This is a genomic window from Capnocytophaga sp. G2, assembly GCF_035282625.1.
Classification (GTDB): Bacteria; Bacteroidota; Bacteroidia; order Flavobacteriales; family Flavobacteriaceae; genus Capnocytophaga.
The window spans coordinates 1-23,538 of sequence record NZ_JAYKBU010000023.1 but is presented as its reverse complement, the minus strand read 5'-3'; the positions used below and the strand labels follow the sequence as shown (position 1 = coordinate 23,538).

General features: G+C 33.8%; 24 protein-coding genes and 1 pseudogene. 2 read left to right on the top strand and 23 right to left on the bottom strand.

Going from position 1 to position 23,538, the window contains the following annotated elements:
* The 5 genes and pseudogenes from VJJ03_RS11065 to porV form a co-directional block, all read right to left on the bottom strand.
* A pseudogene (locus VJJ03_RS11065) lies at positions 1 to 635 on the bottom strand (hypothetical protein); the annotation flags it as partial.
* Positions 636 to 637: 2 nt separating this feature from the next.
* Positions 638 to 4,636 carry a hypothetical protein gene (locus VJJ03_RS11060; RefSeq protein WP_323975618.1) on the bottom strand — a complete coding sequence of 1,333 codons (3,999 nt, stop codon included), beginning with the start codon at positions 4,634 to 4,636 and terminating at the stop codon, positions 638 to 640.
* A gap of 12 nt (positions 4,637 to 4,648) precedes the next feature.
* Positions 4,649 to 8,026 (bottom strand): hypothetical protein, encoded by a 3,378-nt coding sequence (locus VJJ03_RS11055; protein ID WP_323975616.1) that lies wholly within the window; start codon positions 8,024 to 8,026, stop codon positions 4,649 to 4,651.
* Positions 8,027 to 8,065: 39 nt separating this feature from the next.
* Complete coding sequence (locus VJJ03_RS11050; RefSeq protein WP_323975614.1) at positions 8,066 to 8,488, bottom strand: lipocalin family protein; 423 nt, start codon at positions 8,486 to 8,488, stop codon at positions 8,066 to 8,068.
* 150 nt (positions 8,489 to 8,638) lie between these two features.
* A complete protein-coding gene (gene porV / locus VJJ03_RS11045; protein WP_009745438.1) occupies positions 8,639 to 9,736 on the bottom strand; it encodes a type IX secretion system outer membrane channel protein PorV in 1,098 nt (365 codons plus the stop codon).
* 125 nt (positions 9,737 to 9,861) lie between these two features.
* Here porV and VJJ03_RS11040 point away from each other — a divergent pair, with 125 nt between their 5' ends.
* Positions 9,862 to 11,205, top strand: a complete 1,344-nt coding sequence (locus VJJ03_RS11040; protein ID WP_323975612.1) for a PKD domain-containing protein — start codon at positions 9,862 to 9,864, stop codon at positions 11,203 to 11,205.
* Complete coding sequence (locus VJJ03_RS11035) at positions 11,202 to 13,604, top strand: TonB-dependent receptor (RefSeq protein WP_323975610.1); 2,403 nt, start codon at positions 11,202 to 11,204, stop codon at positions 13,602 to 13,604. Before VJJ03_RS11040 ends, VJJ03_RS11035 begins: the two co-directional genes overlap by 4 nt.
* On the opposite strand, the gene VJJ03_RS11030 is transcribed toward VJJ03_RS11035, so the two are convergent.
* The 18 genes from VJJ03_RS11030 to VJJ03_RS10950 all read right to left on the bottom strand — a co-directional run bounded on the left by VJJ03_RS11030 (position 13,549) and on the right by VJJ03_RS10950 (position 23,451).
* Entirely contained in the window at positions 13,549 to 13,788 is a 240-nt protein-coding gene (locus tag VJJ03_RS11030) for a hypothetical protein (protein ID WP_009745441.1), read from the bottom strand. The two genes, VJJ03_RS11035 and VJJ03_RS11030, sit on opposite strands and share 56 nt — an antisense overlap.
* A gap of 171 nt (positions 13,789 to 13,959) precedes the next feature.
* Positions 13,960 to 14,988, bottom strand: a complete 1,029-nt coding sequence (locus tag VJJ03_RS11025; RefSeq protein ID WP_323975608.1) for a hypothetical protein — start codon at positions 14,986 to 14,988, stop codon at positions 13,960 to 13,962.
* Complete coding sequence (locus tag VJJ03_RS11020; protein ID WP_009745444.1) at positions 14,985 to 15,290, bottom strand: hypothetical protein; 306 nt, start codon at positions 15,288 to 15,290, stop codon at positions 14,985 to 14,987. The genes VJJ03_RS11025 and VJJ03_RS11020 overlap by 4 nt, the downstream gene beginning before the upstream one ends.
* Positions 15,274 to 15,879: a hypothetical protein gene (locus tag VJJ03_RS11015; RefSeq protein ID WP_323975606.1), complete on the bottom strand. Its 606-nt coding sequence runs from the start codon at positions 15,877 to 15,879 to the stop codon at positions 15,274 to 15,276. Before VJJ03_RS11015 ends, VJJ03_RS11020 begins: the two co-directional genes overlap by 17 nt.
* Positions 15,880 to 15,967: 88 nt before the next feature.
* Entirely contained in the window at positions 15,968 to 16,285 is a 318-nt protein-coding gene (locus VJJ03_RS11010) for a hypothetical protein (RefSeq protein ID WP_009745447.1), read from the bottom strand.
* 1 nt (position 16,286) lies between these two features.
* Positions 16,287 to 16,595, bottom strand: a complete 309-nt coding sequence (locus VJJ03_RS11005; RefSeq protein WP_009745448.1) for a hypothetical protein — start codon at positions 16,593 to 16,595, stop codon at positions 16,287 to 16,289.
* On the bottom strand, positions 16,579 to 17,277 hold the full coding sequence (locus tag VJJ03_RS11000) for a hypothetical protein (RefSeq protein WP_009745449.1): 699 nt from the start codon (positions 17,275 to 17,277) through the stop codon (positions 16,579 to 16,581). Before VJJ03_RS11000 ends, VJJ03_RS11005 begins: the two co-directional genes overlap by 17 nt.
* Positions 17,246 to 17,647, bottom strand: coding sequence for a hypothetical protein (locus VJJ03_RS10995; protein WP_009745450.1), 402 nt, complete (start codon positions 17,645 to 17,647; stop codon positions 17,246 to 17,248). The genes VJJ03_RS11000 and VJJ03_RS10995 overlap by 32 nt, the downstream gene beginning before the upstream one ends.
* 3 nt (positions 17,648 to 17,650) lie before the next feature.
* Positions 17,651 to 17,956: a hypothetical protein gene (locus tag VJJ03_RS10990; RefSeq protein ID WP_009745451.1), complete on the bottom strand. Its 306-nt coding sequence runs from the start codon at positions 17,954 to 17,956 to the stop codon at positions 17,651 to 17,653.
* Positions 17,940 to 18,956 (bottom strand): hypothetical protein, encoded by a 1,017-nt coding sequence (locus tag VJJ03_RS10985; RefSeq protein WP_009745452.1) that lies wholly within the window; start codon positions 18,954 to 18,956, stop codon positions 17,940 to 17,942. Before VJJ03_RS10985 ends, VJJ03_RS10990 begins: the two co-directional genes overlap by 17 nt.
* A gap of 3 nt (positions 18,957 to 18,959) precedes the next feature.
* Positions 18,960 to 20,087: a hypothetical protein gene (locus tag VJJ03_RS10980; protein WP_253908259.1), complete on the bottom strand. Its 1,128-nt coding sequence runs from the start codon at positions 20,085 to 20,087 to the stop codon at positions 18,960 to 18,962.
* 64 nt (positions 20,088 to 20,151) lie between these two features.
* Entirely contained in the window at positions 20,152 to 20,511 is a 360-nt protein-coding gene (locus tag VJJ03_RS10975) for a hypothetical protein (protein ID WP_323975604.1), read from the bottom strand.
* Complete coding sequence (locus tag VJJ03_RS10970; protein ID WP_009745455.1) at positions 20,508 to 20,702, bottom strand: hypothetical protein; 195 nt, start codon at positions 20,700 to 20,702, stop codon at positions 20,508 to 20,510. Before VJJ03_RS10970 ends, VJJ03_RS10975 begins: the two co-directional genes overlap by 4 nt.
* The gene (locus VJJ03_RS10965) at positions 20,686 to 22,122 is read right to left on the bottom strand and encodes a hypothetical protein (RefSeq protein WP_323975602.1); all 1,437 of its coding nucleotides are present in this window, start codon (positions 22,120 to 22,122) and stop codon (positions 20,686 to 20,688) included. The genes VJJ03_RS10970 and VJJ03_RS10965 overlap by 17 nt, the downstream gene beginning before the upstream one ends.
* 154 nt (positions 22,123 to 22,276) lie before the next feature.
* Positions 22,277 to 22,687 carry a hypothetical protein gene (locus VJJ03_RS10960; protein WP_009745457.1) on the bottom strand — a complete coding sequence of 137 codons (411 nt, stop codon included), beginning with the start codon at positions 22,685 to 22,687 and terminating at the stop codon, positions 22,277 to 22,279.
* Positions 22,688 to 22,825, bottom strand: a complete 138-nt coding sequence (locus VJJ03_RS11505; protein ID WP_083808020.1) for a glycohydrolase toxin TNT-related protein — start codon at positions 22,823 to 22,825, stop codon at positions 22,688 to 22,690. It abuts the gene before it with no gap.
* 15 nt (positions 22,826 to 22,840) lie between these two features.
* Complete coding sequence (locus VJJ03_RS10955; protein WP_009745458.1) at positions 22,841 to 23,290, bottom strand: hypothetical protein; 450 nt, start codon at positions 23,288 to 23,290, stop codon at positions 22,841 to 22,843.
* Complete coding sequence (locus tag VJJ03_RS10950; RefSeq protein ID WP_162859670.1) at positions 23,266 to 23,451, bottom strand: hypothetical protein; 186 nt, start codon at positions 23,449 to 23,451, stop codon at positions 23,266 to 23,268. The genes VJJ03_RS10955 and VJJ03_RS10950 overlap by 25 nt, the downstream gene beginning before the upstream one ends.
* Between the last annotated feature and the right edge of the window lie 87 nt (positions 23,452 to 23,538).

Genomic DNA, 23,538 nt, shown 5'->3' with positions numbered 1-23,538 from the left:
CACTTCCAAATAAGAGAACCATCCTTTTGAGAAAGACAAACAATCCCTACTCTTGCGATGATGATAAAAGTATCTTTATAAGAGTGTATCTCAAGTATAGACAACTCTTCTTCCCCTGGAAAAAAATCTTGAATATTTTGTTGCCTCAGTAGAGAAAAATCATTTTTAATATATATATATATATATATATCATCATATCTTACAATGTAATCATATGTGAAAAACGCTGTTATTCCTTTGAGTGATATTTCTTTTTCTTGTAATATACCACCTTTCAGTATATCAAATGTTAGAACTCTATTCTTATTAATATTATATAAAATATTTTTATCATAGAATCTGGGTGAGAATAAATATAATTCTATTTCTCCTTTAAATATTATTTTTTTTGTTTTTCTATCATATATCAAAAGATCCTTAGAAGTTCCTTCAGTATTCTTTAGGTTAAAGATAATAACCTCCTCATTTGTATAATAGTCATATACATTACTTTCTTTTGATAGCCAAAGGATTTCTCCTTCTAAAGATAGCTCTTGGAAGTATCTCTTTTCCTCTTCTTCTTTTATGCCATAAATAAGACCATCTATATAGATATATCTGCCTATATCATTGATTTTTTTTACTTGTTTATACATAACTAATCTACTATTTCAAATATTTTTTCAAAAATTTCCGGTTTATCCAACCATTCTAAAAATAGTTCAGCAGAAAATTTATCTCCTTTTGTCCATTTTAGAAATTTTTCGCTAAAAGCACTATTAGGTTTAAACAACTTTTTCAACTCTTTAATAGGTTCCCCATTTGCTGTTTTAAGAGTTGCTATTACTTTTGCCTTTAAGGTTTGGAGATCACTTATATTGTCTGTCTTGGCAAATATCCATTGAATCTCTCCTAAATCCTCCATCTTCTGAAGGTCTTTAAGGAATTGACTCTTTATAGTCTCAGGATAAAAATGATTCCAATTCTTAAGTTCCAAGAGTTTTGTTTTTGACTCTCCTTTAACAAAATATTCAACTTTTATATCATATATACGATGTAGGTCATTTGAGTGGCTACTTACTTCAAAGGTAATGGTCTTACCTTCTGCTATAAGTTTCTTAGCATACCCTATCTGGAATTCTCCCCCTCTGAACTTTGTCCAATATTGTGCCATATCGGCCAATACCCTATCAAATCCTTGTGCATTGACAAGCTTCTCCAAAATCTCAGGATCTGTCTTGGCAAGTATTTCCTTGATTTTAGCTAAGGCTTGTGGATTAAATCGCTTGGTATCTTTTAGAATCGTTTGTATCTCTTGAGGAAGTCTCTCAATGGTTTTAGCTATTCCTTTAATCTCTTTCGCTTTTTGCGCGAGTTTTTTCCCTATTTCAGGAAGTTCTTTTACCAATTGAGTTCCTGCCACAGCATTAACAATCACATTGCCTGTTCCTCGTGTGGCAAGGTGGGAGCGCTTGCCGGCATCAGTATCTGCTTCCGTGATGGAAGCCCACTCCTCAGAGGTGTTGCCACTGAGAGTGGTAAGAACAATTTCTCTGAATAGGGGGTAAAGGGCTTGAGGGTCTTCTCCTATTTGCTTTTTAAGGGCTAAGAATTGCACCTTAAGTTCATGACGTACTTGTTTGTTAACCACTATACCATATACCGTTGTGGCTAAGGAAGTAATATCGGTTACCCTCTGAGCAATCACCTCTGTACTTCCGGTAATTACTCCTGGGGCTTGAATATAGGATTCCTCTGTAGGCTGGTCTAAATATACATTTTCTTCTACTTCTCCTGTTTTTAGCAGAGTCGTTACAATCCCTGTTCCCTCTGAGAAAAGTCGCAAGTAGCTCGCTTGCTCACTAAAGACAAACCTCCGACCATCGGCAAAGGTATCAGGGTCAGGAGGAAGCAGAGGCTTATCGGTAACTTTCTTAAGAGGCTTAAAGAAGATATTCGTTTGCTGTAGGATCTGTGTTGAGAGCTCAGGCAAATTGGCTTTCTTTCCCTTGAGTATCGGGAGATCTTTGCGCAAACCAAAGGCACTAAGCTGAATATTGCCTTTATCAGTTCGATAAAAACGTACATACTGAGTAGCAGTCCCCTTCCAATCCCCTTTGCGGATAGCCTCTACGGATAGAGGGGCTTTTTCCTCTATAAGGTAACCTTCTTGGGAGAGCGTGTATACCTTTCCTTTCTCTTGCCAATCAAAGCCCTGTCCGTCTCTGAGTTGAGAACGGATATACATGAGGTTCGCTTTCAATTGTTCCAGCTCAGTAGAAAGGGTTTGGGTGGTTATTCTATTCTCCGTACAATGTTCTAACTCCTCTATAGTATGCTCCCGAAGTACTTCACTGATAGTGGTAGTCGTACAGAAGTCTGAGGGAAAGAATAGAGGTACATTACAAAGGGTCTGTAACAATTCGGATCTTACAAAGAGAAATTCTTTAGGGGATTGACTAAGCGCTTCCTTGAACTCCTTTAGGAAGGTCGCTACTTCTTTATCTTTGGTCTTTCCGCCCTTTATAACAGATAAGCGTTCTGAAGAGCCTACAAGAGCCTCTATAGTAGTCAAATAGCATTTGTACTTTTTATATAGTGTGCCTTTGCTATCTGTATCATTTCCTTTTGTATTACCTATAGGCAAACTAAATTCATAGATATTCCCTTCAAGCCCTATGTGATGATGGCTCTTGCTTTGAGAAATGGTGAGGGAAGTCTCTTTTTCTTCTTCGCAAGCTTTGCATTTGAGAAAGGCGCTACCTTCTAGTTTCTGTAATGCTTCTTGGAGTCTTTCAAAATCTGGAGTTTCTTTGAATTCCTTTTCCCCTTCACTTTCACTCTTGTTACGAGTAGCCACATCTCTATTAGAGGAGTTAGGAGCGGCAAAATTAGAGACTAAGTATTTCTTAGCTTCCTCCTCAGGGAGACCTTCTTTTAATTGTTCTCGGATTGCCTTTATGGCCTGTCTTATTAATTTCTTATTTTCAGCAAGTTTTTTAAAGTTCTCTATAGAAGCTTTTTCTTCTTCGGTAAGAGAAAGTTCTCCCGTAGTCATGTCTGCTTCTATCTTCTTTATCTCCTCTTTGAGCATGTTAGAGATTGTTTTAGCATCGGCTCTGTCCTTGATGGCCGTAATGATTTTATCCAAATAAGGGTTTAGTGCCTTGGTGAGATTCTCTATTTCCTTAGAGAATTCTACCACATTCCCCTCCGTCCCATCATAAGTCGTTACTAACTTCCCCTCTATGAGTTGCCGTTCGGTGTTGAGCTTGATGCCGTTGAACACTACCTTTATCTTAGTGTCCTGCAAATAAGGTACTTTCACATAGCCTTCCCCTGAGTATACGCCATTGTTACCTGTAGCATTGAGCACCGTTACGGGGAAATCGCCTGCTGTAAAGGTGGTGTTAGGATACAGGTTGTCCTGTAGTGGGGAAGTATTCTTGATGCGTATTTCGGGTTTTACCCCACATTGCACACTACTCTTCTGATCTATCTGCTCGGTGGTGGTAAACTCCTGTTCTGTGCTATACATATAGCTCTCCTCTCCAAATACCGAGCTACTATGAGCGGTATTTAGTCCACAAGCTACGCCCACTTTGTAAATGTAGGTGCGTCCTCGCTTGAGTCTGGTGAGCTTGGTATAAGGCATACTCACCTTTTGCGATTTCCATGTCTTACCTTTCTCGCGGTACATCACCTTGTAAGGGTACTCTTGGTTAGGCATCATCGCCTGAGCACTCCAGCGCAGTTGTGCCGAGGTACTCTCGGTTATCGCTGTGAGAAACTTCGGCGCTTCACAATGAGAGACTAAATCAAAGTAAAAAGTTTCGGAGTTGCCGTTGTTTTTAAAGTACGACTGTTCGTTAGGGTTATTGGGGTTATTGGTAAAAGCTCGTACCTGCCATACGTAGCGCTTGTTTTCCAATAGGATTGGCAGCATATTAGTGTATGCCAAGGCTGGTGAAAAGGTTTTAGTTTGGTACACCAATCGGCCCGTCATAAACGCCTCTTCGGGCACCAATGCCAAGTCCCATACTTCTTTGAGGGTGAACTCGTACTGCATAAAGGGAGCTACATCGCGAGGCATCCATTGGAAGACGATATGCTGAAAAGCGTTCTTTTTGGTAAGCACTTCTCCTTTTTGAGGCATCGTAAGCACAGGGGGTGAGTAGCGACGCACTTGTATCATTGCCCTTCCTTTGTTGGAGACAGGGCGACCCGTAGCTGAATCATAGAGGGATAAACAGAGGAAGTAAGTACCCTCAGGAAGTAGTCCGTTATAAGTCGCCTCATTAATACCGTAGAGATTCTCGTAGCGCAATAGGCTTTTAAAATCTATATTGGTAAGGGTACGGCGTACGCCAGGGGATAGGTTTACCAAATAGGGAGTAATATAATCGGGGGTTTGGGCAATGACTTGTCCTTGGAAGTTCTCAAGGGAGAACCGGAGCACAAAAGGGCGTCCGCCGGTAGAGAGGTCTTTGAGCAGAAAGTGTACTTGTAGCTTCTCTTCAAAGGTGTCGGCATACCCTCTTAAGCTCTGTGGATAGGGAGGTGTGGCGAATACTTGCACATCCACAGGGTACTGCTGGGCTTGTAGGGTGAAGCTCAGCAAGGTTAAGAAAAAGAGTATGTAACGACGGAGGGACATTATTTTTAATGATTAATGATTAACAATCATCTTCTGCACCATTATATCCCTTCCTGCTTCTAAGATAATCAGGTATTGTCCTGCAGAAATTCTACCATTTGTAACAGGAATGTTGAAGATAGTACCTTCGGGCTGTTCAATAGGAGAGATAACCTCTCTACCTAAAATATCCATTCCATATATCTTTATAGCAGAAGGCTTCTTAAGTTGTACCTCTATACGGAAAGTTCCATTATTCGGATTATCTACAATTCTAAAATCATCAATAAGTACCTCTTTAGGAGCATTTTCACGACCAATGCCTAACCTGTCTTTTTCGACCCAAAGTGTCTTGTATAAGATTTTTTCACAACCATCTAAGAACCCTTTTAGTCCTATGGTATAGGTGCCTTCCTTAGGAAAACGCACTTCAGCATCCCCTTTTTCTTCTTTAATAAGGGTTACTTCCGCAGGCAATATCCATTGAGAGGTAATATTGTGAGATAAATTCACCAATTTTACTGTATAGTTGTAATATGTATTGGTGGCTGCCAAAAAGTCTACTTTTAAAATCTTATCACTTTGTAGTACCCTAAAAGTAGCCGTATCTTTACAACCTTTCTCATTGGTAATTTCTATTTTATACTCACCTTGTGCAGATATAGTAAAGGAAGGTTCCGTACTAAGAAGGCTACCTGTACCATCTGTCCATCGGAAAGTAGCTGAAGGGAAGTCAGTACTTAGGTCAAAAGAACGAGTATCTCCTTGACAAATAGTAATCTGAGAAGGAATATTAATAACAGTTTTCTCAGGTTGTGATACTTCATAGAGTTGTTCGACAGCGGGACAATCGCTCTGATCATGGAATATAGCTTTGTATCGTCCAGCCTTTAACCCATAGATAGTTTTACCATTATTAGTGATATGTTCTGAAATAGAATTTCCTTCAGCATCATACCACGAAACAGTTACAGCTCCTTTCCCGCCTGAGAGTGTAAGGACTATCTTACCATCATTTCCCCCATGACAAGTTATGGGAGTGATTGTTGCATTATCTACTACCACTTCTTCAGGATAAGAGAGTACTACTTTTTCTTGTATAGAACAACCGCGACTATCACTTACGGTTACAAAATACTTTCCGGCAGTTAGTCCTGTGATATGGGCACCTGTATGACCTGTATTCCAAAGGTATGTATAAGGAGGTGTCCCTCCAGAGGCTATAACGGTTGCCTTTCCATCATTAGGGGCACTACAAGTCATTTCTGATTTGGTAACACTCAACCTAAGTACAGGCGGTTCTGTAAGTGTATAAGTAGCTGTTGCCTGATTCTCATTGACATCGGTAACAACTAATTGATAAGTACCTTTACCAAGCTCCCTGATAATAGGTGTATTGTTTCCTTGAAGAGGCTGAGAACTACCTATTTTTTTCCATTCATACTTTGTATAAGGAGGAACTCCGCCCTCCACGGTAGCTCTTAACTCCCCATTATGATAAAGTTCATAATGATTATTAGGATCATTATTATTCTGATTACAACTGATGGGAGTAGCCGTAATAGTAGTGGTAAGTAAAGGAGGTTCAATCATAGTAATATCCTTCTTAAGGATACACCCATTATAATCTTGAATAATAAGAGTATAAGTGCCTTTGTCTAAGTTATCAAAAGTAGCATGAAACCTTCCTGAATGTTCTCTATAGGAATTATCAGGTACAATTGTTTGGGTTGGAGTTTGCAACAAAATAGTATACCCACCATCCACATTTCGTGGGGTGCCTCCTTCTATAATGGGCGATATACGTCCATCTCTTCGTCCATACCCTTTTATCTGTGAGATGTAATCTCCTTCATTGACAATAGTAATAGGTTTTTGAGGTTGTGTAATAGTTGCCACTAACGGAGCAACTTCTCCATTTTTTATGATCTGACAAATATTTTTATCCGTAATGGAAAGAGTATAAGTACCTGAAGCCAAATTAGGAATGGTGAAAATATTACCAGAAACGATTGTAGGATTTCCTCCATTCATTACATATTTGTAAGGAGGAGTCCCTCCAGATACTCTGACTTTTATTGCTCCTTTATTTTCTCCAAAACATTTATTATGCGTGAGAGTAGCGGTAGCTTCAAGAGGCTTAGGAACAGTTATGGTAAAAACACTTTTGTGTTGCGCGTCATCTGTATATAATTGAATATCAGATAATTGACTATTACTATTTATATAATAAAATTTCCCCATCATCTCTACCCTATAAGTAGTTGTTGCAGAGGGGCTAGAAAGCACTACATTTTCAATGCTTTCGTGTTGTAGAAAATACTCTGTTAGCTCTTCATCTCGCATGAAACCATCAGATATTATAGAGCGTGTTTGGCGGACATCCTCGTTTTTTACTATACTAAAGCCATTTAAAACTTCCCCTATATAATTTGCCCTATTATTGCGAAATTGGTTCAGATCACCACGTAGTTTTCGTCCTAATGTAATGGTTGCAGTAATAGTTCTTTGATCATTACACAAAGGAGGATTTATCCTAATACTAACAGAAGGAGCTGCTTGTGTAACGGTAAGAGGTAATACCTCAGAAGAAGAACATACAGAACCATTATCCTTGTCGTAAGAGACTACTCTGAAGTAAATAGGCTTACCTATCATCTCTTCCGCCCTTGCTTTACTTCCTAAAACATCTTCTGCAGAGACCTCTATTTTTTGCTTTTGTTGAAATCTTGCAGGAAGAGGGTGCCAATTATATTCATCTACCCAAATAAACCACCACCTTTTTTTCTTTTTCTCTGTCGCATATTCATAATGATACAAATTATTATCAAACCCCTCTTTAGCTATAAGAGGGACTTTGACATCAATAGGAAGAAATCTAGCACTATTGTTATCAGAGGTTTTTAAAGTGTGAAGGGGAATTATGTAAAATTCTAAAGTTGAAGCTATACTAACTTCTCCTTGTGTAGCATCTCTTCCTTTAACTTCTCCTGTTTTGCATATATCAATAGGTTTTTCATTCTTCACATCAAACCAAGCATTATTAGCTCCTAAATCCTCATCACAACTTCTGAAGTTTCCTGAATCCTTGAACCAACCGTGAATAAAAACTTTTTTAGGTTCAAAGTCAAAGGGATATTTTATTTCCGGGTAATAAGTATCACTCCCAAACCCTTCAAAACGAGTAAAAGTTTCATTGCCTATCTTTATAGGGACATCTTTATCATTGAGCTGTACATAAAAAAGAGAACCACAATCTCTATCATCTCTCCATGCTTTTAATATAAACTTCTTTGATAATAAGAAATACTTATATTTCTCTTTAGTGTTAGTGTCAATACTAAGAGAATAATTTTGTCCAAAAGAAATGAGGTAATCAAAGAAAATTAAAATTAGCAAAAGCTTTTTCATTATATTCAAGATCACATGGGCACAATAATGACTGTAAATTTATTGTTTTATATATATCATTACAAAATTTCTTTTTTCACCATTTATTTCTTCAGTATGAGAAAGTATCAACTTTTTCCCTGATATAGAAAAATTCTTATCAGAAGTTTTGTTTTTTGTTACTATGCGAATAACATTCCCTAAAATGGAGTAAGTTGCTCTCACTTCTTGCGGAGTATCACATTTTTTATTGTTATATAGATAATTTATCATCTCTTTTTCAGAAAAAACTATATAACTTTTTTTATCACAATCAGATAATACAAGAGCTGTTCCATTCACTGTTACAGTTTCAATCCTCCATGTTCCAATTAATACTTTTTTAGTATCATCCTGGGGGTTAGGGTTATCGTTATTGCTTTTTCCACAGGCAGTGGCTAATAGAGTTAAGGCTACAAAAGCCAAAGTTAAGATTTTTTTCATTGTACATTTTTCTTTAATTATTGATACGGCAAAGATATGATGTTTTTGTGAGATATACAATAAATATCATATTTTTTTATAATCATAATTATTCAAAAAATTTTTAATACGTTTTATTAGAGAAAAAAATCTAAAATAGCTTACATAGAATTATCTTAAATGATAAATTAAATCAATTTTAAAGGTATGAAAAGGATTGTTATAGGTGGAGAATGAAAAAGGATAGGCTACATCTATTTGCCAATTACTAAAAGCAAAGCCAGTCCCCAGAGAGAGAAACTTTCGATCCCCTTTATTTCTGTGTTGATAAAAAAAGCCTGAACGTAGAAAAAATGATTGGTTAAACTTATATTCTAAGCCTAATGCCCAATTTATCTCATGAAATTCCTCATAGAAACCATTAGGAGCGTCATAGAAGGAGCTCACTAAAGCATCTATAACATCTTTATTAGGCATACCTTGTTCATTAGGAGTAGGTACGAGGTATTTCTGAGCCTCTATCGAGAGTTCCCATTCATTATAGCTATCTGTTTGTAATAGAACCCCTGCACCTAATTTCAGTTGTGTAGGAAGATAAAAAGTCCTTCCTAAATCATCATATTTCACTTTTGTTCCCAGATTAGAAAGTTGAAATCCCCAAGTATATCGGTATAACAAGTTATTGAAGAAATGTTCTTGTGAATAGAAATACCCCGCTATATCAAAGCCTAATGCTCGAGCAGTACTTTGACCCTGAGAAGGAAGGGAGAGTTGTGAGCTAAGAAAACGAGGACTAACCGACATTGCAAAGGATTGACTTAATTGTAAACTATAAGAACCTTCCAATGAAAATTCAGTAGGTTTGAAAGAGCCTAACATATAGGATTGTTGTCCTATATCTTGGGTTAAATTTACCTCACCAATACTAAAATATGAAAGATTTACACCAAAAGCATCACGTTCTCTCTTTTTGTAAAAAGTAATCCCCCCTAAGAACACATCTCGTACGGCTCTATGGGTAAAAGGCATATAATTAATAGCTACAGCAGAAGAAGTGGGTAGAAAAATATATTTAGAGGCGTTCACTCTCTGAGAAAAAACATCTGGAGCAGAGGCCACCCCAACTTCACCTTTCCCTGCTGAAATAGCATCAGAATTGAGTAGTAAGAATGAGAAGGCAGTGGAAATAGGTTTTTCTTCTTGACTAAAAATAGGTTCCTTTACAAATATAGAAACACACAAGAGCCAAAATAATTGAAGTCCTTTCATTACTATAGTATTTCTGCAAAAATACATCAATAATTTGAATTACACAATTTCTTACCAAAAAGTAAATATTTTTTAGGCTTATTCAATGAAAAATACTACTTTTGTACCGCTTAAAATATAATACAATGCGTATAGTTTTGAAGATAGCAATTTATTCTGTATTATGGTTTTGCTTTGCTTGTGAAAAAGAGCAGAATATGCCTATTGAGGGGGATTTTAGTATTACAATGGTAGATGATAATTACAATGTCCCTGTACAAGCACGTATTATAAACAAAATCACAGGAGCTGATGCCTTCCAATGGGAGTTCCCCAATGGGAGTTCCTCCTCTTCCACTGCTTTTTATCCCGAAGATATTCGTTATACTGAACCAGGAACTTATACTATTAGAGCACATACCACTAATTTGGATGGTGAGGCTCGTACTTTTGAAAAATCATTTACAATTTATTCTGAGTTATCAGCTTTGTTCAGCTTTACCCAAGAGGGAAGTAATATAGCCCCTCTTACACTCTCTTTTAATAATCAAAGCGAAGGAGCAATTACTTATCAATGGTCATTTGAAGAAGGTTCGCCTTCCTATAGTTCTGAGAAAAATCCTACGGTAACATTTAAAAAAGGGGGGACTTTTAAGTTACGATTGGAAGCAAGCAACCACTCTCAACGCCAAGTAATGGAAAAAACAGTGATAGTACGTTCTCCTTTAGTTGCTGCTTTTGATATACATAATGAATACCCTCATAACATACAAGCTCCTGTACGCCTATTCTTGAAGAACCAGTCAATAAATGCCTTCTCTTATCACTGGCAAGTGAGTAATGGTATTTTTCAACAAGAGAGTACAGATGAAAATCCTTCTTTTATACTTCCTACTGAGGGAGTTTATGAAATAAAGCTAACAGCTAATAATGACAAACAAACCTTATCCGAAAAAAAGAATTTTACTGTAACAGGAGGCAATAATCTTATTACTTTTACAGATATAAAGTTAGGTATCAATACTAGTAAAGAAAAAGGTTGCTACTTCTCTTCTTTTTTAGGAAAAGTGCTAAAACCCAATGAAGTGACAACAGAGAATGGAAAGCTTATAGATTTTGTATATTTTGGACAAAGTCCTTCTTTTGCTTACAATGTATTTCTTTCACCTGATGAAGCTCAAACTGCTGTTTTTGATCCAATTCCTCAGGCTACCAAAAGTTATTTTATTAACAAACAAGAAAATATAAGTCAACCAGTGTTCACATCAGTAGCTTTTGAGGCACTTTCTTCAGGAGCTACTCTCTCTTCTTTATCTATAAAAACTAACTCAAACAAGGCTCCTTTTAACAAAGAAAAAACAAATAGAATCGTCCTTTTTGAAACCACTAATGGAAGAAAAGGAGCTATTAAAATAAAAGATTATGTAACCAATGGTACAGAATCTTATATAGTGGTTGATATCAAAATGCAAAAAATCATTAACCAATGATAAGGATTTACTTACTTGTTTTCTTTGCATTATTTTCTCTACCTCTTTTGGCACAACAGGTAGATTTGGAAAATATAGATACCCAGCTGAAAGAAAAACTTAAGAAGAAACCCTTCTCTATCTCAGGGAATGCCTCTGTAAGTGGTGTGTATAACAAAGCTTCCGATAATCCTGCTAATGAACCTTTCTTATATTTCTTCAATGGTAATATCACTTTGGGTTTTTATGATTGGACAATGCCTATTAATTATCGATATACTAATCAAGGAGATGCCTTAGATTACCAAATTCCTTTTAAGTTCAATCGCCTAAGTCTACACCCTAAATACAAATGGATATTAGCTCATATAGGCGATGTAAGTATGAGTTTCTCTCCTTATACTTTTAATGGACTCCAATTTACAGGTGGAGGATTAGAACTTACTCCCGAAAAATACCCTCTGAAAGCTTCCTTTATGGGTGGACAACTTGCTAAAGCAACAGAGTATGATGGTCGTCCTCAAACTACTCCTACTTACGAACGTTGGGGCTATGGGACAAAACTAACCTATAAAAAAGATGATTTAGAAATAGGAGGGATTCTCTTTTTTGCTAATGATAAGCCCAATTCTCTATCGGTATTGATCCCTGATGAAAAGAAAATATATCCACTATCAAACCAAGTATATTCTGGATTTGCCAAATATAAACCTTTACATTTTGTGGAAGTATTTGGAGAATATGCTATAAGTCTTCTGGGGAATGTTCAAAGCCAAAAGCAAGATTTTACAGCTTACAATGCTGGTATTAACTTTATTTTTACTAAAGCAAGTGTAGGGGTACGCTATGAAAAGGTAGACCCTGATTACAAAACCTTGGGAGCATACTACTTTGTAAATGATATGGAGAATATTACTCTTAATGGTTCTCTAAATTTATTTAATGACAATGTGTCTGTAGCTGCAAGTATAGGACGACAACACGACAATTTAAACCAACAGAAACCTAAACAATCCAATCAATGGGTAGGATCTGCAAACCTAAATGCTAAAATAACTCCCAAACTATCTCTTTCTGGAAGTTATAGTAATTTTACAATGTTCACTAACAAACTAATTAATCCTTTTGATAGGATCAACAACCCTCAACTCTATGAACAACCACAAGATTCTATTAACTACCGACAAGTATCACAGAATACTACTGCTAATATAAGCTATGCTATAAATGAAAATCAAAACCTTACCCTCTCCTATTCCTTCAATGATGTGGTGAACAAACAAAATAATATAGTGCGCAGAGGAGGAATTTCGCGCTTTCATAATGCCGGAGCTGCTTATGTATTGCAATTTCCCGAGAGTAAACTCAGCCTATCTCCTTCGTTCAATTACACATATAGCATTGTTTCAAGAGAGAAAACGCAGATGATAGGACCTTCATTTACCATAGGTAAAGTGTTTTTTGAGGACAAACTCAACACAACCCTCTTAGGAAACTATAGCATTTCACAATCACCTACCTCCAAAGGCAATACTGCTAATATACAATTAAATGTAAACTTCCTCCCTTGGAAAAACCATCAGTTTTCCTTAAGCGCTATACAATCTTTTCGCTATACTGAGAGCAATACGCAAAGTATTGCTGGACAAAGTACTAATGTGAGTTTAGGTTATACTTATAATTTTGAAAAAATAGAATTGCCATTCCCTTCATTTAAATTCAAGAAGAAGAGCAAAACTCCTAAAGAGAAAAGACCCCATAAGGAGGAAAAACAAAAGATTGAAAAAACGAAGGTCTCCAATCCTTCGGAAGAAAAGATAAAGCCTGAAGTTTCTACAACTATTGAAAAAACTACGTCAACAACAGAAAAGCCAATAGAAAACAGCCCTGAATTGTCAAATATTCAAGATTTGCATTTTATGGGAGAACTAAATACTCAGATTACAGATATACAACATCAGCTACAGGTCAGCGGAACTAAGAAAGAAATAAAGCGACTACAAGAAGAACAGAAACTACTTATAGAAAAAGCTAAAAAGCGTCAACAAGATTATCGAACTTTTGTATTCCGCTGCCTGAAGAATATGTATCATCAAGCCATGGAAAGTGATACGAGAATGAAAGAAAATGTCTTTTTCTATAAAGAAACTTACGATACTAACCCTACTGATAAAAATAAAGAACTTTTAGAAAAATCAAAAAATGCTTATTTGGCTCATCTTTGGATACTTAACGAATTAAAAGATATGACCATGGAGAAACTTATAAACGAAGAAGGACTTCTAAGTGAATTTGCCAAACAGCATAAAGAAAATATTTATAAAGTCCTTGCTGAAAAAATTTCTTCTCAGCAAAAAATAAACATTATCTCTGAATCATTGATAGATTTTTATCACAAGGCCTATCTTGACTCAGAATAGAAGAAGATTTTATAAAAACTGTATAATGAACGATGTCAAAAGGTACTGCCAAAGTGATATCCAAGGTTACTCCTACCTTGCTGTAAATTGCTTTGACTTTCTCTACATCTATAGTAAGGTTCTCGGCAGTAGGGATAAGGGTTACCTTAGCTGTTTTAGGGGAGAGGTGTATCAAGTTGAACACGCCTGCGATTTGGTACTTTTTGCCTTGTTTGATCGTAGCTTGTACTTGTTCAATATGTTAAAGAACTTATTTTTAGTATATTGTTTGTGTAATGATTTTAGGAATAGAGATAGTGTTTTTTCTTTAAATAGACAATAGTTTTAGATGTTTTCTGTACATAGGTATTCATTTCTATTCCTCTCTTTCAAAAATGTACAAATTATCTTTTACATCTTTGATATACAATTTATTACCACTTATATATAAGGGTTGAGAAGGTACTAACTGATTGCGAGAGGTATTTCGTTCTTCTTGAGTGATAAGTTCGTATTCCCATACTAACTTTCTCGCCTTGTAATCAAAAATACCTATCCAACCTATTCCTCCATATTCTTTATGTTTAGAGCCTATAAAAGTGAAATAATCTCCTTGTAATAAAGGTTTATATACAGACTCATATTGCCCCATTCCTTCAGGGGCTTCTTTTGAGAAAAAGTAATCTTCTTTTATAGTAAATGTTTGGGTGTCTATAACTGTCCAACCATTTGAAGCAATAGCAAAAATATTTTCAGTAACTTCATCTAACTGAACACCAAAGCAATCGGTATGGTATTGTACACATCCCGTTTCAATATCTAAGGCAATTAAACGATATAATTTGGTATAAACCCATAGATTTCCGTTTGCGATACCTACTATTTTATCTATTCTATCCTCTTCATCGGGATAAGGAGAATCCCCTAAGGAAGCAATGGTAAATTGCCAAAGTGTTTCTGTATCGGTATTGATACGACTAATAAAAGAGCCTAAAATATCATACGTTACAATAATGTCTTTCTCTATGTATAACCAATGCAGGCTATCTTTTTTTAAAAGTAGCTTATTTGTTTCTAAATCAAGAAGGTTAAAAAATTTCTTATATTCATCGCCATATATAAATATAACAGAATAAGGTTTTCCAAAATTAATATATTTAATATTCTTCATATTATTTATTGGTAAAAACTTATCCTCAACTAATTTTTCACAATATCCATCACTATACTTAATATATAGTACCTTATCTATCTTTTTAAAAATCATAGGAGTATATCTCAAAGGATATATCTTATTGTTAAAAAAAAGATAGTTTTGATTTTCTTCTTTATAAGCATATAAGTTTAAACCAGCATCGAATTCGGTTACATTTTTCTTTGTTTCTTTCAATTTGTATTTTTTCATCGGGTAATAAGAATTGAATTTCTAAAAGGTTGATAATCTATTTCTTTCGATAGCAATTTATTTTTCGCCAATCTTTCTAATTCAAATTCATCAGTTATACCAATTTTCTGCCAAAGTTGTTTTTTTGCATAATAAACTCCTTCAGCATCTTTAGCTATAGCACTTTCAAGTTTTTTTATGATATCTTCTTTTGTAATACCTCTACCTCCTTGTTGGATAATATATAGCTGGTCAAAATCATCAATAACTTCTAAATACGCTTTATATTGCCCTAAGTTTTTGAAGCTATTCCTCTCTTTCAAAAATGTATAAGTTATCTTTTATGTCTTTGATATACAATTTATTACCACTCATATATAAGGGTTGGGGGGGGACTAAACGATTGCGAGTAGCTTTTCTTTCTTCAAAAGGAAGAAGTTCGTATTCCCACACTAACTTTCTTGCCTTGTAATCAAAAATACCTATCCAACCTATCCCTCCATATTCTTTATGTTTAGAACCTATAAAAGTGAAATAATCTCCTTGTAATAAAGGTTTATATACAGACTCATATTGCCCCATTCCTTCTGGGTCTTCTTTTGAGAAAAAGTAATCTTCTTTTATAGAAAATGTCTGGGTGTCTATAACTGTCCAACCATTTGAGGCAATCGCAAAAATATTTTCAGTAACTTCATCTAACTGAACACCAAAGCAATCGGTATGGTATTGTATACTTCCTGTTTCAATATCTAAGGCAATTAAACGATACAAATTGGTATAAACCCATAGATTTCCGTTTGCAATACCTACTATTTTTTCTATTCTATCCTCTTCATCAGGATAAGGAGAATCCCCTAAGGAAGCAACGGTAAATTGCCAAAGAATTTTATCTTGAAAATTTAGCTTTAACACTTTATCTGTGTCATAAGCAAAACCGCAATCTTCTGCTATTATATTAAAAAAGTAACTTGATGAAAATAGATTTTTGAAAAATAAATCTTTATAATTTATATATATCATTTTCGTCAGCATATATCAAGATATTATCTTTTAATGCTGTTATTTGCTGATTTTCTTCTATTTGTGTTGCTTCTCTTGTGTTTATGTTGTATGAAAAGCTACCTTTCTCTCCCCATTTATTGAAAAGTATAGTATCTTTTATAAAGAAATAATCTGAAAGACCTTTTAAGCCTATAAGTTCATTATTCATAAACAATATATGCTCTTGCAATTGTTTTCCTGAATCAAAGAACAAAAAGTTGTCTTTTAAGAAATAAGTAGACACATTATTGATAGTGGAAATTTTTGAATATTTCATATTACTTTGTTATTAAAATTGAATCAAATAGCTTGTAACTTTTGTTATCTATAGAGTTTGTAAAATCTTTCAATGCTTTCTCTCTTTTACTATTATTAAATAATATGGTTTTTAAATTTTCATTTTTCCAGATTATTTCAAAGACATCATTTATTTCTTTTTTAATAGCACTTTGTAATCTTCTTACAACATCCTCTCTAGTAACACCTCTACCTCCTTGTTGGATAATATACAGCTGGTCAAAGTTATCTATTGCTCTTAAATATGCTTTATATTGCCCTAAGTTTTTGAAGCTATTCCTCTCTTTCAAAAATGTACAAATTATCTTTTATATCTTTGATATACAACTTATTACCACTCATATATAAGGGTTGGGGAGGAACTAACTGATTGCGAGTAGTTTTTCTTTCTTCAAAAGGAAGAAGTTCGTATTCCCATACTAACTTTCTCGCCTTGTAATCAAAAATACCTATCCAACCTATCCCTCCATATTCTTTATGTTTAGAACCTATAAAAGTGAAATAATTTCCTTGTAATAAAGGTTTATATACAGACTCATATTGCCCCATTTCTTCAGGGTCTTCCTCGCGAAAATTATATTCTTCTTTTATGGTAAATGTCTGAGTATCTATAATGGTAACCATATTATATGACATACAATACAAATTTCCATCTTCTTCTTTTATATAAATGTGTCCAAAAGCCTTGTTTAAATGATAATTATATTTCTCATCTACTGTATGAGGAGAGGCTACTTTTTGGACTTCCCCTGTCTCTATATCTAAGGCAATAAGCCGACCTAAGTTGGTTACTATCCATAGATAATTGTTAGTAATGCCTAAAAATTCTCCGATTTTATCCTCCTCATCGGGATAAGGAGAATCCCCTAAGGAAGCAATGGTAAATTGCCAAAGTGTTTCTGTATCGGTATTGATGCGCTTTATCTCTCCCTCGAAAATATCATACGCTATAATGATATTTTTTTTCTGCATATAGCTTATATGGGATATACTCTTTGAAAATTAGCTGGTTGATCTCTAAATCAAGAATATTGAAGTAATTTTTGTAATCTTTTTTATCAAGATAATACTTCCAAACCCATTTATCATTAGAAGGAGATAATAAATCTGCTTTTTCAATAGTTTCTGTGAGTATTCCTTCTTCCCATGTTTTCAAACACCTTGCTCCATCTACTGTGAAGATTTTTTGATCTATTGCTATTATGTCTAATGGTACATTTTCTAAAGGTATAAAAACCTCATTAAAAAATATTCCTTTAGTAGGTTCATATACTGAATACACCTCTGTTTTTGGGTCAAAAGCTTTTACTTTTTGGATTTCTTTTATTTTTTTAAACTTCATAAATTAAAATGTTACTTTAATACTTTCTTGAAATGAACTATATTTAGTAGAAGTTGATAATTTTTTAGTTTTTGCGAAGTCTCTTAAGTCTTCAGCTGATTCAATACCCATATTCAACCAAATAGATTTTTTAGCATCAAATACAGCTTCAGCATCTTTAGCTATAGCACTTTCAAGTCTTTCAATAACTTGTTTCCTAGTAATACCTCTACCTCCTTGTTGGATAATATACAGCTGGTCAAAGTTATCTATTTCTCTCAAATATGCTTTATATTGCCCTAAGTTTTGGAAGCTATTCTTCTCTTTCAAAAATGTACAAATTATCTTTTACATCTTTGATATATAGTTTATTACCACTCATATATAAAGGTTGGGTAGCCGCTAAGTGATTGCGAGTATTTTTTCTTTCTTCTTCAGAAATGAGTTCGTGTTCCCATACTAATTTTCTCGCTTTGTAATCAAAAATACCTATCCAACCTATCCCTCCATATTCTTTATGTTTAGAACCTATAAAAGTGAAATAATCACCTTGAAGGAGAGGGGTGTAAACAGACTCATATTGTCCCATTCCTTCTGGGTCTTCTTTTGAGAAAAAATAATTTCCTTTTATAGTAAATGTTTGGGTATCTATAATTGTCCAACCACTTGAGGCAATAGCAAAAATATTTTCAGTAACTTCATCTAACTGAACGCCAAAGCAATCGGTATGGTATTGTACACATCCTGTTTCAATATCTAAGGCAACTAAGCGATACAATTTGGTATAAACCCATAGATTTCCGTTTGCGATACCTACTATTTTATCTATTCTATCCTCTTCATCGGGATAAGGAGAATCCCCTAAGGAAGCAATGGTAAATTGCCAAAGTGTTTCAGTATCGGTATTGATGCGCTTTATCTCTCCCTCGAAAATATCATACGCTATAATGATATTTTTTTCTACATATAGCTGATAGGGAATGCTTTCTTTTAAAATTAGCTTATTGGTCTCCAAATCAAGGATATTATCATAACTATTCCATTCCTTATCATAATAATATTTCAAAATCTGGTTATTATCAGATTTAGAGAATAAATCAGCGTTTTCAATAGTTTCTATGAGTATTCCTTCTTTCCATATTTTCAGACATCCTGCAGCATCCCTAGTAAAGATTCTTTCACCTATTAACTTTATTTTAGAAGGTTCTTCTTCTAATTCTACAAATGTATTATGGAAATATATTCTATTAGGTTCATAAGTTGAATATATTCCTGTATAAGGATCAAATCCTCTTACTTTTTGGATTTTTTTTATTTTTTTGAATTTCATAAATTAAAATGTTACTTTAATACTTTCTTGAAATGAACTATATTTAGTAGAAGTTGATAATTCTTTAGTTTTTGCTAAATCTTCTAACTTTTTATAAGAGCCAATTTTCATATTTAACCAAATAGATTCATTAGCTTTATAGACTCCTTCAGCATCTTTAGCTATAGCACTTTCAAGTCTTTTAATGATATCTTCTTTTGTAATACCTCTACCACCTTGTTGGATAATATACAGCTGGTCAAAGTTATTAATCTCTCTCAAATATGCTTTATATTGCCCTAAGTCTTTAAACATATTGCCTACTTTAGAATAGTTTTTAGTATCTATGAAGATACTAATTTCTCTCTCTTGATTAAATTTATCCAAAGTTTTAGCCTGCCACTTGATATCAAACCTAAAATCACCTGCCTCATCTGCATAAGAAATAAGGTCTTCTAATTCTAATTTTTGCAGGGTGCTATGGAATTTAGCGGGTAGGTAGGATTTGATATTTCGGATTACCTCTAAAGAGGTAGCTCCTGCTTTGAACTTATCACCAGTTTCTAAAAGCTCGTTTAAGAAAGCTACTAATTGTCCTTCAGGAATCTCATCTATGTGCTCTGTAAATAGATGCTTAAGGTCGTCCACAAGGTCATCTATAGGTTTTACGGAATTTTCAGGCACTTTTTGATAGAGTTCTTCAAAACGTTTTGCAAAATCATCTACCTTGTTGAACTTAGCATTTAACTTCTTAATCAAGTTCACCAGGCGGGCATCATTGGTTAAAAAGTCTTTTAACCTATCAACACCTTTGATATCACCTACAAAGCCTAATAAATTCCAGCCCTCTTCTTGCCCTTCTAATAACTTCTTTTCATTATCAGCAAGTTTCTCGAATTTCTTTGATGTCTTGAGCTGTCCTATTCTTCTTTTCCAATCTTGATAACTTTTGACGAGTTGAGTTCTTAAGTTTCCATTCTTCTGGAGAATATTTTTTGTAGTTTGTGGTAGGTTCTTTGCAAACTTATAACCTACTTGTCCAAGATTTTTAATCCCTATAACTCCCATTGCCAAGTTGTAACTGTTTACAACCTGCCCTAAAGAACTATGAGGGTCTATATGTTGTGATACATTCACTCCTATGTCCCCCACAGCTCCCACTACTTCTGCCAGTGCCTAAGCACGACGTACTGTAATACAACTTTGTTGATAATTTTTACTCTTTTTTAACCTCTAATAATTCTTTTATTTTATCAATAAATTTATAAAATTCTTCTATCTGATTTTCAGAGTATCCTTTTCCTTCTAAAGATCTCGGAGATATAGAAAAAAGATTTAATTCTTTTTTCTCATTATTTCTAAGTATAGATAAATCTTTCTCTAATATTTGATATAAAAAATTTGTTTTTTCATAGTTATTTAATATATTTTTTTTATATTCTTCTTGTGAAGAATATATATCTTTCTCTGAGAAAAGACTTTTTAGTTGCCAAAAAGGAATTTCTTCGATTTTCTTTTCTAATTCTTTTCTCATTAAACCCATTTTATTTTGAATAAGATTTATTATTTCATTCATTTTAATTCTTTTATACTTTTTGTTATTTCTGGGAGATTTATCTTATTTTGCTTATAATCAAAAATTACTTGCTCTATTCCTCCTTTCAAAAAGAAATCTTTAGTTACTGAAGAAGCAGGTTGCCTAGCAGCAACCCCTCTCCAAACATATATTCCTTGAGAAGGTGCTTCTATTTCAATAATTTTTGCCATTCCATTCAGGCATTACTGCTGTACCTCCTATCACTTCTGAAATAGATGTTGGTTTATCAAAAGTCCAATAGTTCCCTTTGGGTAGTGTACTTCCTGTTTGCGAAATATCATCCCAAGGTTTATATCCGTCAAAAACACGATATAATTTAGTTCCTGGCTTTATTTTAATAAATTGAATCCCATTACCTAAATCTTCTATGACTTCTATATTCTCTCTCTTAATCAACTTAGCATTTTTAGCAAATGTTTCTCCTTGATATTTCTTTAATATAAAATCATTATTATTTACTTTTATTTTTATATCACTTTTTATATTATCTACAGAATTTGATATATATTTACCTTTGGTAACACCAAGTATATTCTCATAGTCCCCTATGATTACTTTTTGATGATTTAAACTTTTTGCCTTTTCAAGCCTTGAAAAAAGCTCTAGTTTATTTGAGCTTTTGTTAAAACTACTTTCTAATTTGGAATAGTCCAATCCTTTTTTTACCCATTCTTTAATTTTATTTTTGACATTTATGCCTATTACAGTTTCCAAATCATCTACCCATTTAGCATTTAGAATTATATCATCTATTTTATCTTCAAAGCCTAATAATTTCCAGCCCTCTTCTTGCCCTTCTAATAACTTCTTTTCATTATCAGCAAGTTTCTCAAATTTCTTTGATGTCTTGAGCTGTCCTATTCTTCTTTTCCAATCTTGATAACTTTTAACGAGTTGAGTTCTTAAGTTTCCATTCTTCTGGAGAATATTTTTTGTAGTTTGTGGTAGGTTCTTTGCAAACTTATAACCTACTTGTCCGAGATTCTTGATCCCGATAGCTCCCATTGCAATATTATAAATATCGACAATTTCTCTTAACTCTTTATTATCTCCATTTATTTCTTTAATTGTATTTGCTGTTATATTCCCCACAGCTCCTACAACTTCTGCCAGTGCCCAAGCACGGGGTATCCAATGTACTTTGGTCGCTAAAGCAGTACCTCCACTGATTGCTATTGTTGCTATATCTAAGGTCACTGCAACTCCCTTTTCAAGTGTATCAAGCAGCTCCTTTCGTTGGTAGTAATCCAAAAATATTGCAGGAACAGCATAATAGAGCGAAGACGATCCTGCTGTACTCAAAGCTTCTTCTATCAGAGAAACTCCACTATCAGTCTTGTAGATCAGTACATAAGAAAGCGGTGAGAGTTCTCCAATCTTTTCTCCCTTTATGTCTTTTGGAGTAATGTCTTGTCCGTGAGTAGTCTTAATAGGTACCATTGTCCTTTCCATCGCATAGACAGATACTTTTCTTTGCTCAGGATGATACCAACCTCTTTGGAAAAAACGAGTATTGGTAGGGGTTACATTTAGAATTACTGAAAATTCATTCTTCTCTCGGCTAAGTTCTCCTATGATCTCTTGGCTCAAAGAGGTATTTTGAATTGATCTTTTTATAAATCTCTATAAGGAATTTTACAAAACCTGTATAGTTATTATTCCCATAGAATAATACCGCATCGTCCCAAGGATAGCTTTTCCGTACTCAAAATTTAAGTCTAAAGGTGAGTAACTCTTATATTTCTTACTTACCAAATATTTTTGTTCCTAAAAGTATAATATTAGTCCCTGGATTTCTTGCATATTCCCCTCCTATAAGGGCTAGACAAACTATATAACCATCAAATTTCACAATAATAGGGGTCGTATATTCATTTAAAATATAAGCCTCATATGTAATTATTCCTGTTTTTTTGTATACTTTTTCAACTAAAAAAGGAAATAAACTAGCTATTTTTTTTATTCTTTCCAAAGGAATATTTAATTTATTAGGATAAATAAGACTTAATAATTCTATTTCAGAATTATTTATCTCAGAAAACATATCAAGCTTTATTGTTTTATCTTGATTTATGAAAAAAAGTAAATCCCCATTACAAAAAGGTAATGGTGAATTTTCATTCAATTGTATTTTATTATTCAATAAAATTTTCATTTATTTCAATTTCTTTATATTTATAATTTCAATTTTTCCTTCCTTAACTAATTCTTCTATATTTTCTAAAAATTTAATTTGAACACCTTTCCCTTTTTGTCCAAACCAAGGTGCTGTTTTTCCATATTCAAATTCTATACCTGTAGGAGTTTTTTAATCTTCTGAATAAAACAACTCTTGTTCAAACTCTTTTGAGAGTTTTACTTCCCATATTCCATAAATATGAAAAATATCATCACCGTACATATCTTCTAATAGACTTTGGGATTCTTTACTTCTTTTGGAGGATGACAACAACATAAAAAATCTGTTTAGATAACTTTGAAAATAGATCGTATATGTAGTCTCTTCTTTTATATTTAATATTATAGAATGATTGAAAGGAATGGTTTCAACATCTATTTTTTTTGTATTAAAAATATCTCCTACTATTCCAAACCAAATATAAAAAGATATATCTTCTTCAGAAATACAAATAGCTACTTGATTGCCAAATATATTAATATTAGTTCCTGTTTTTCTTAGTCCTTTGAAAACATTCAAAGGATTATAATATGCGTATTCTTTAAATTCTCTTATTATTTTAATTTTTGGATTTTCCATTTTCCTTTTTCAAATTTTAAAACCTCTATAATTTCTATATGTCCTGATATTTCTGAAAATTTTTCACTTGACCTAATCTGATCTGCTGTTCCTTGTAATTTAAACCAAGGAATAGCTTCTGCATATTCAAATTCTAAGTTTGAGGGTAATCCTTTTTTCATTTTAAATTTAGGAGGTGATTTAAAAAGTATGATGAAGTAAAAAGTTGACAATTAGAGCAAAAAGTTGTATTTTTGTTGTGTGAAAAT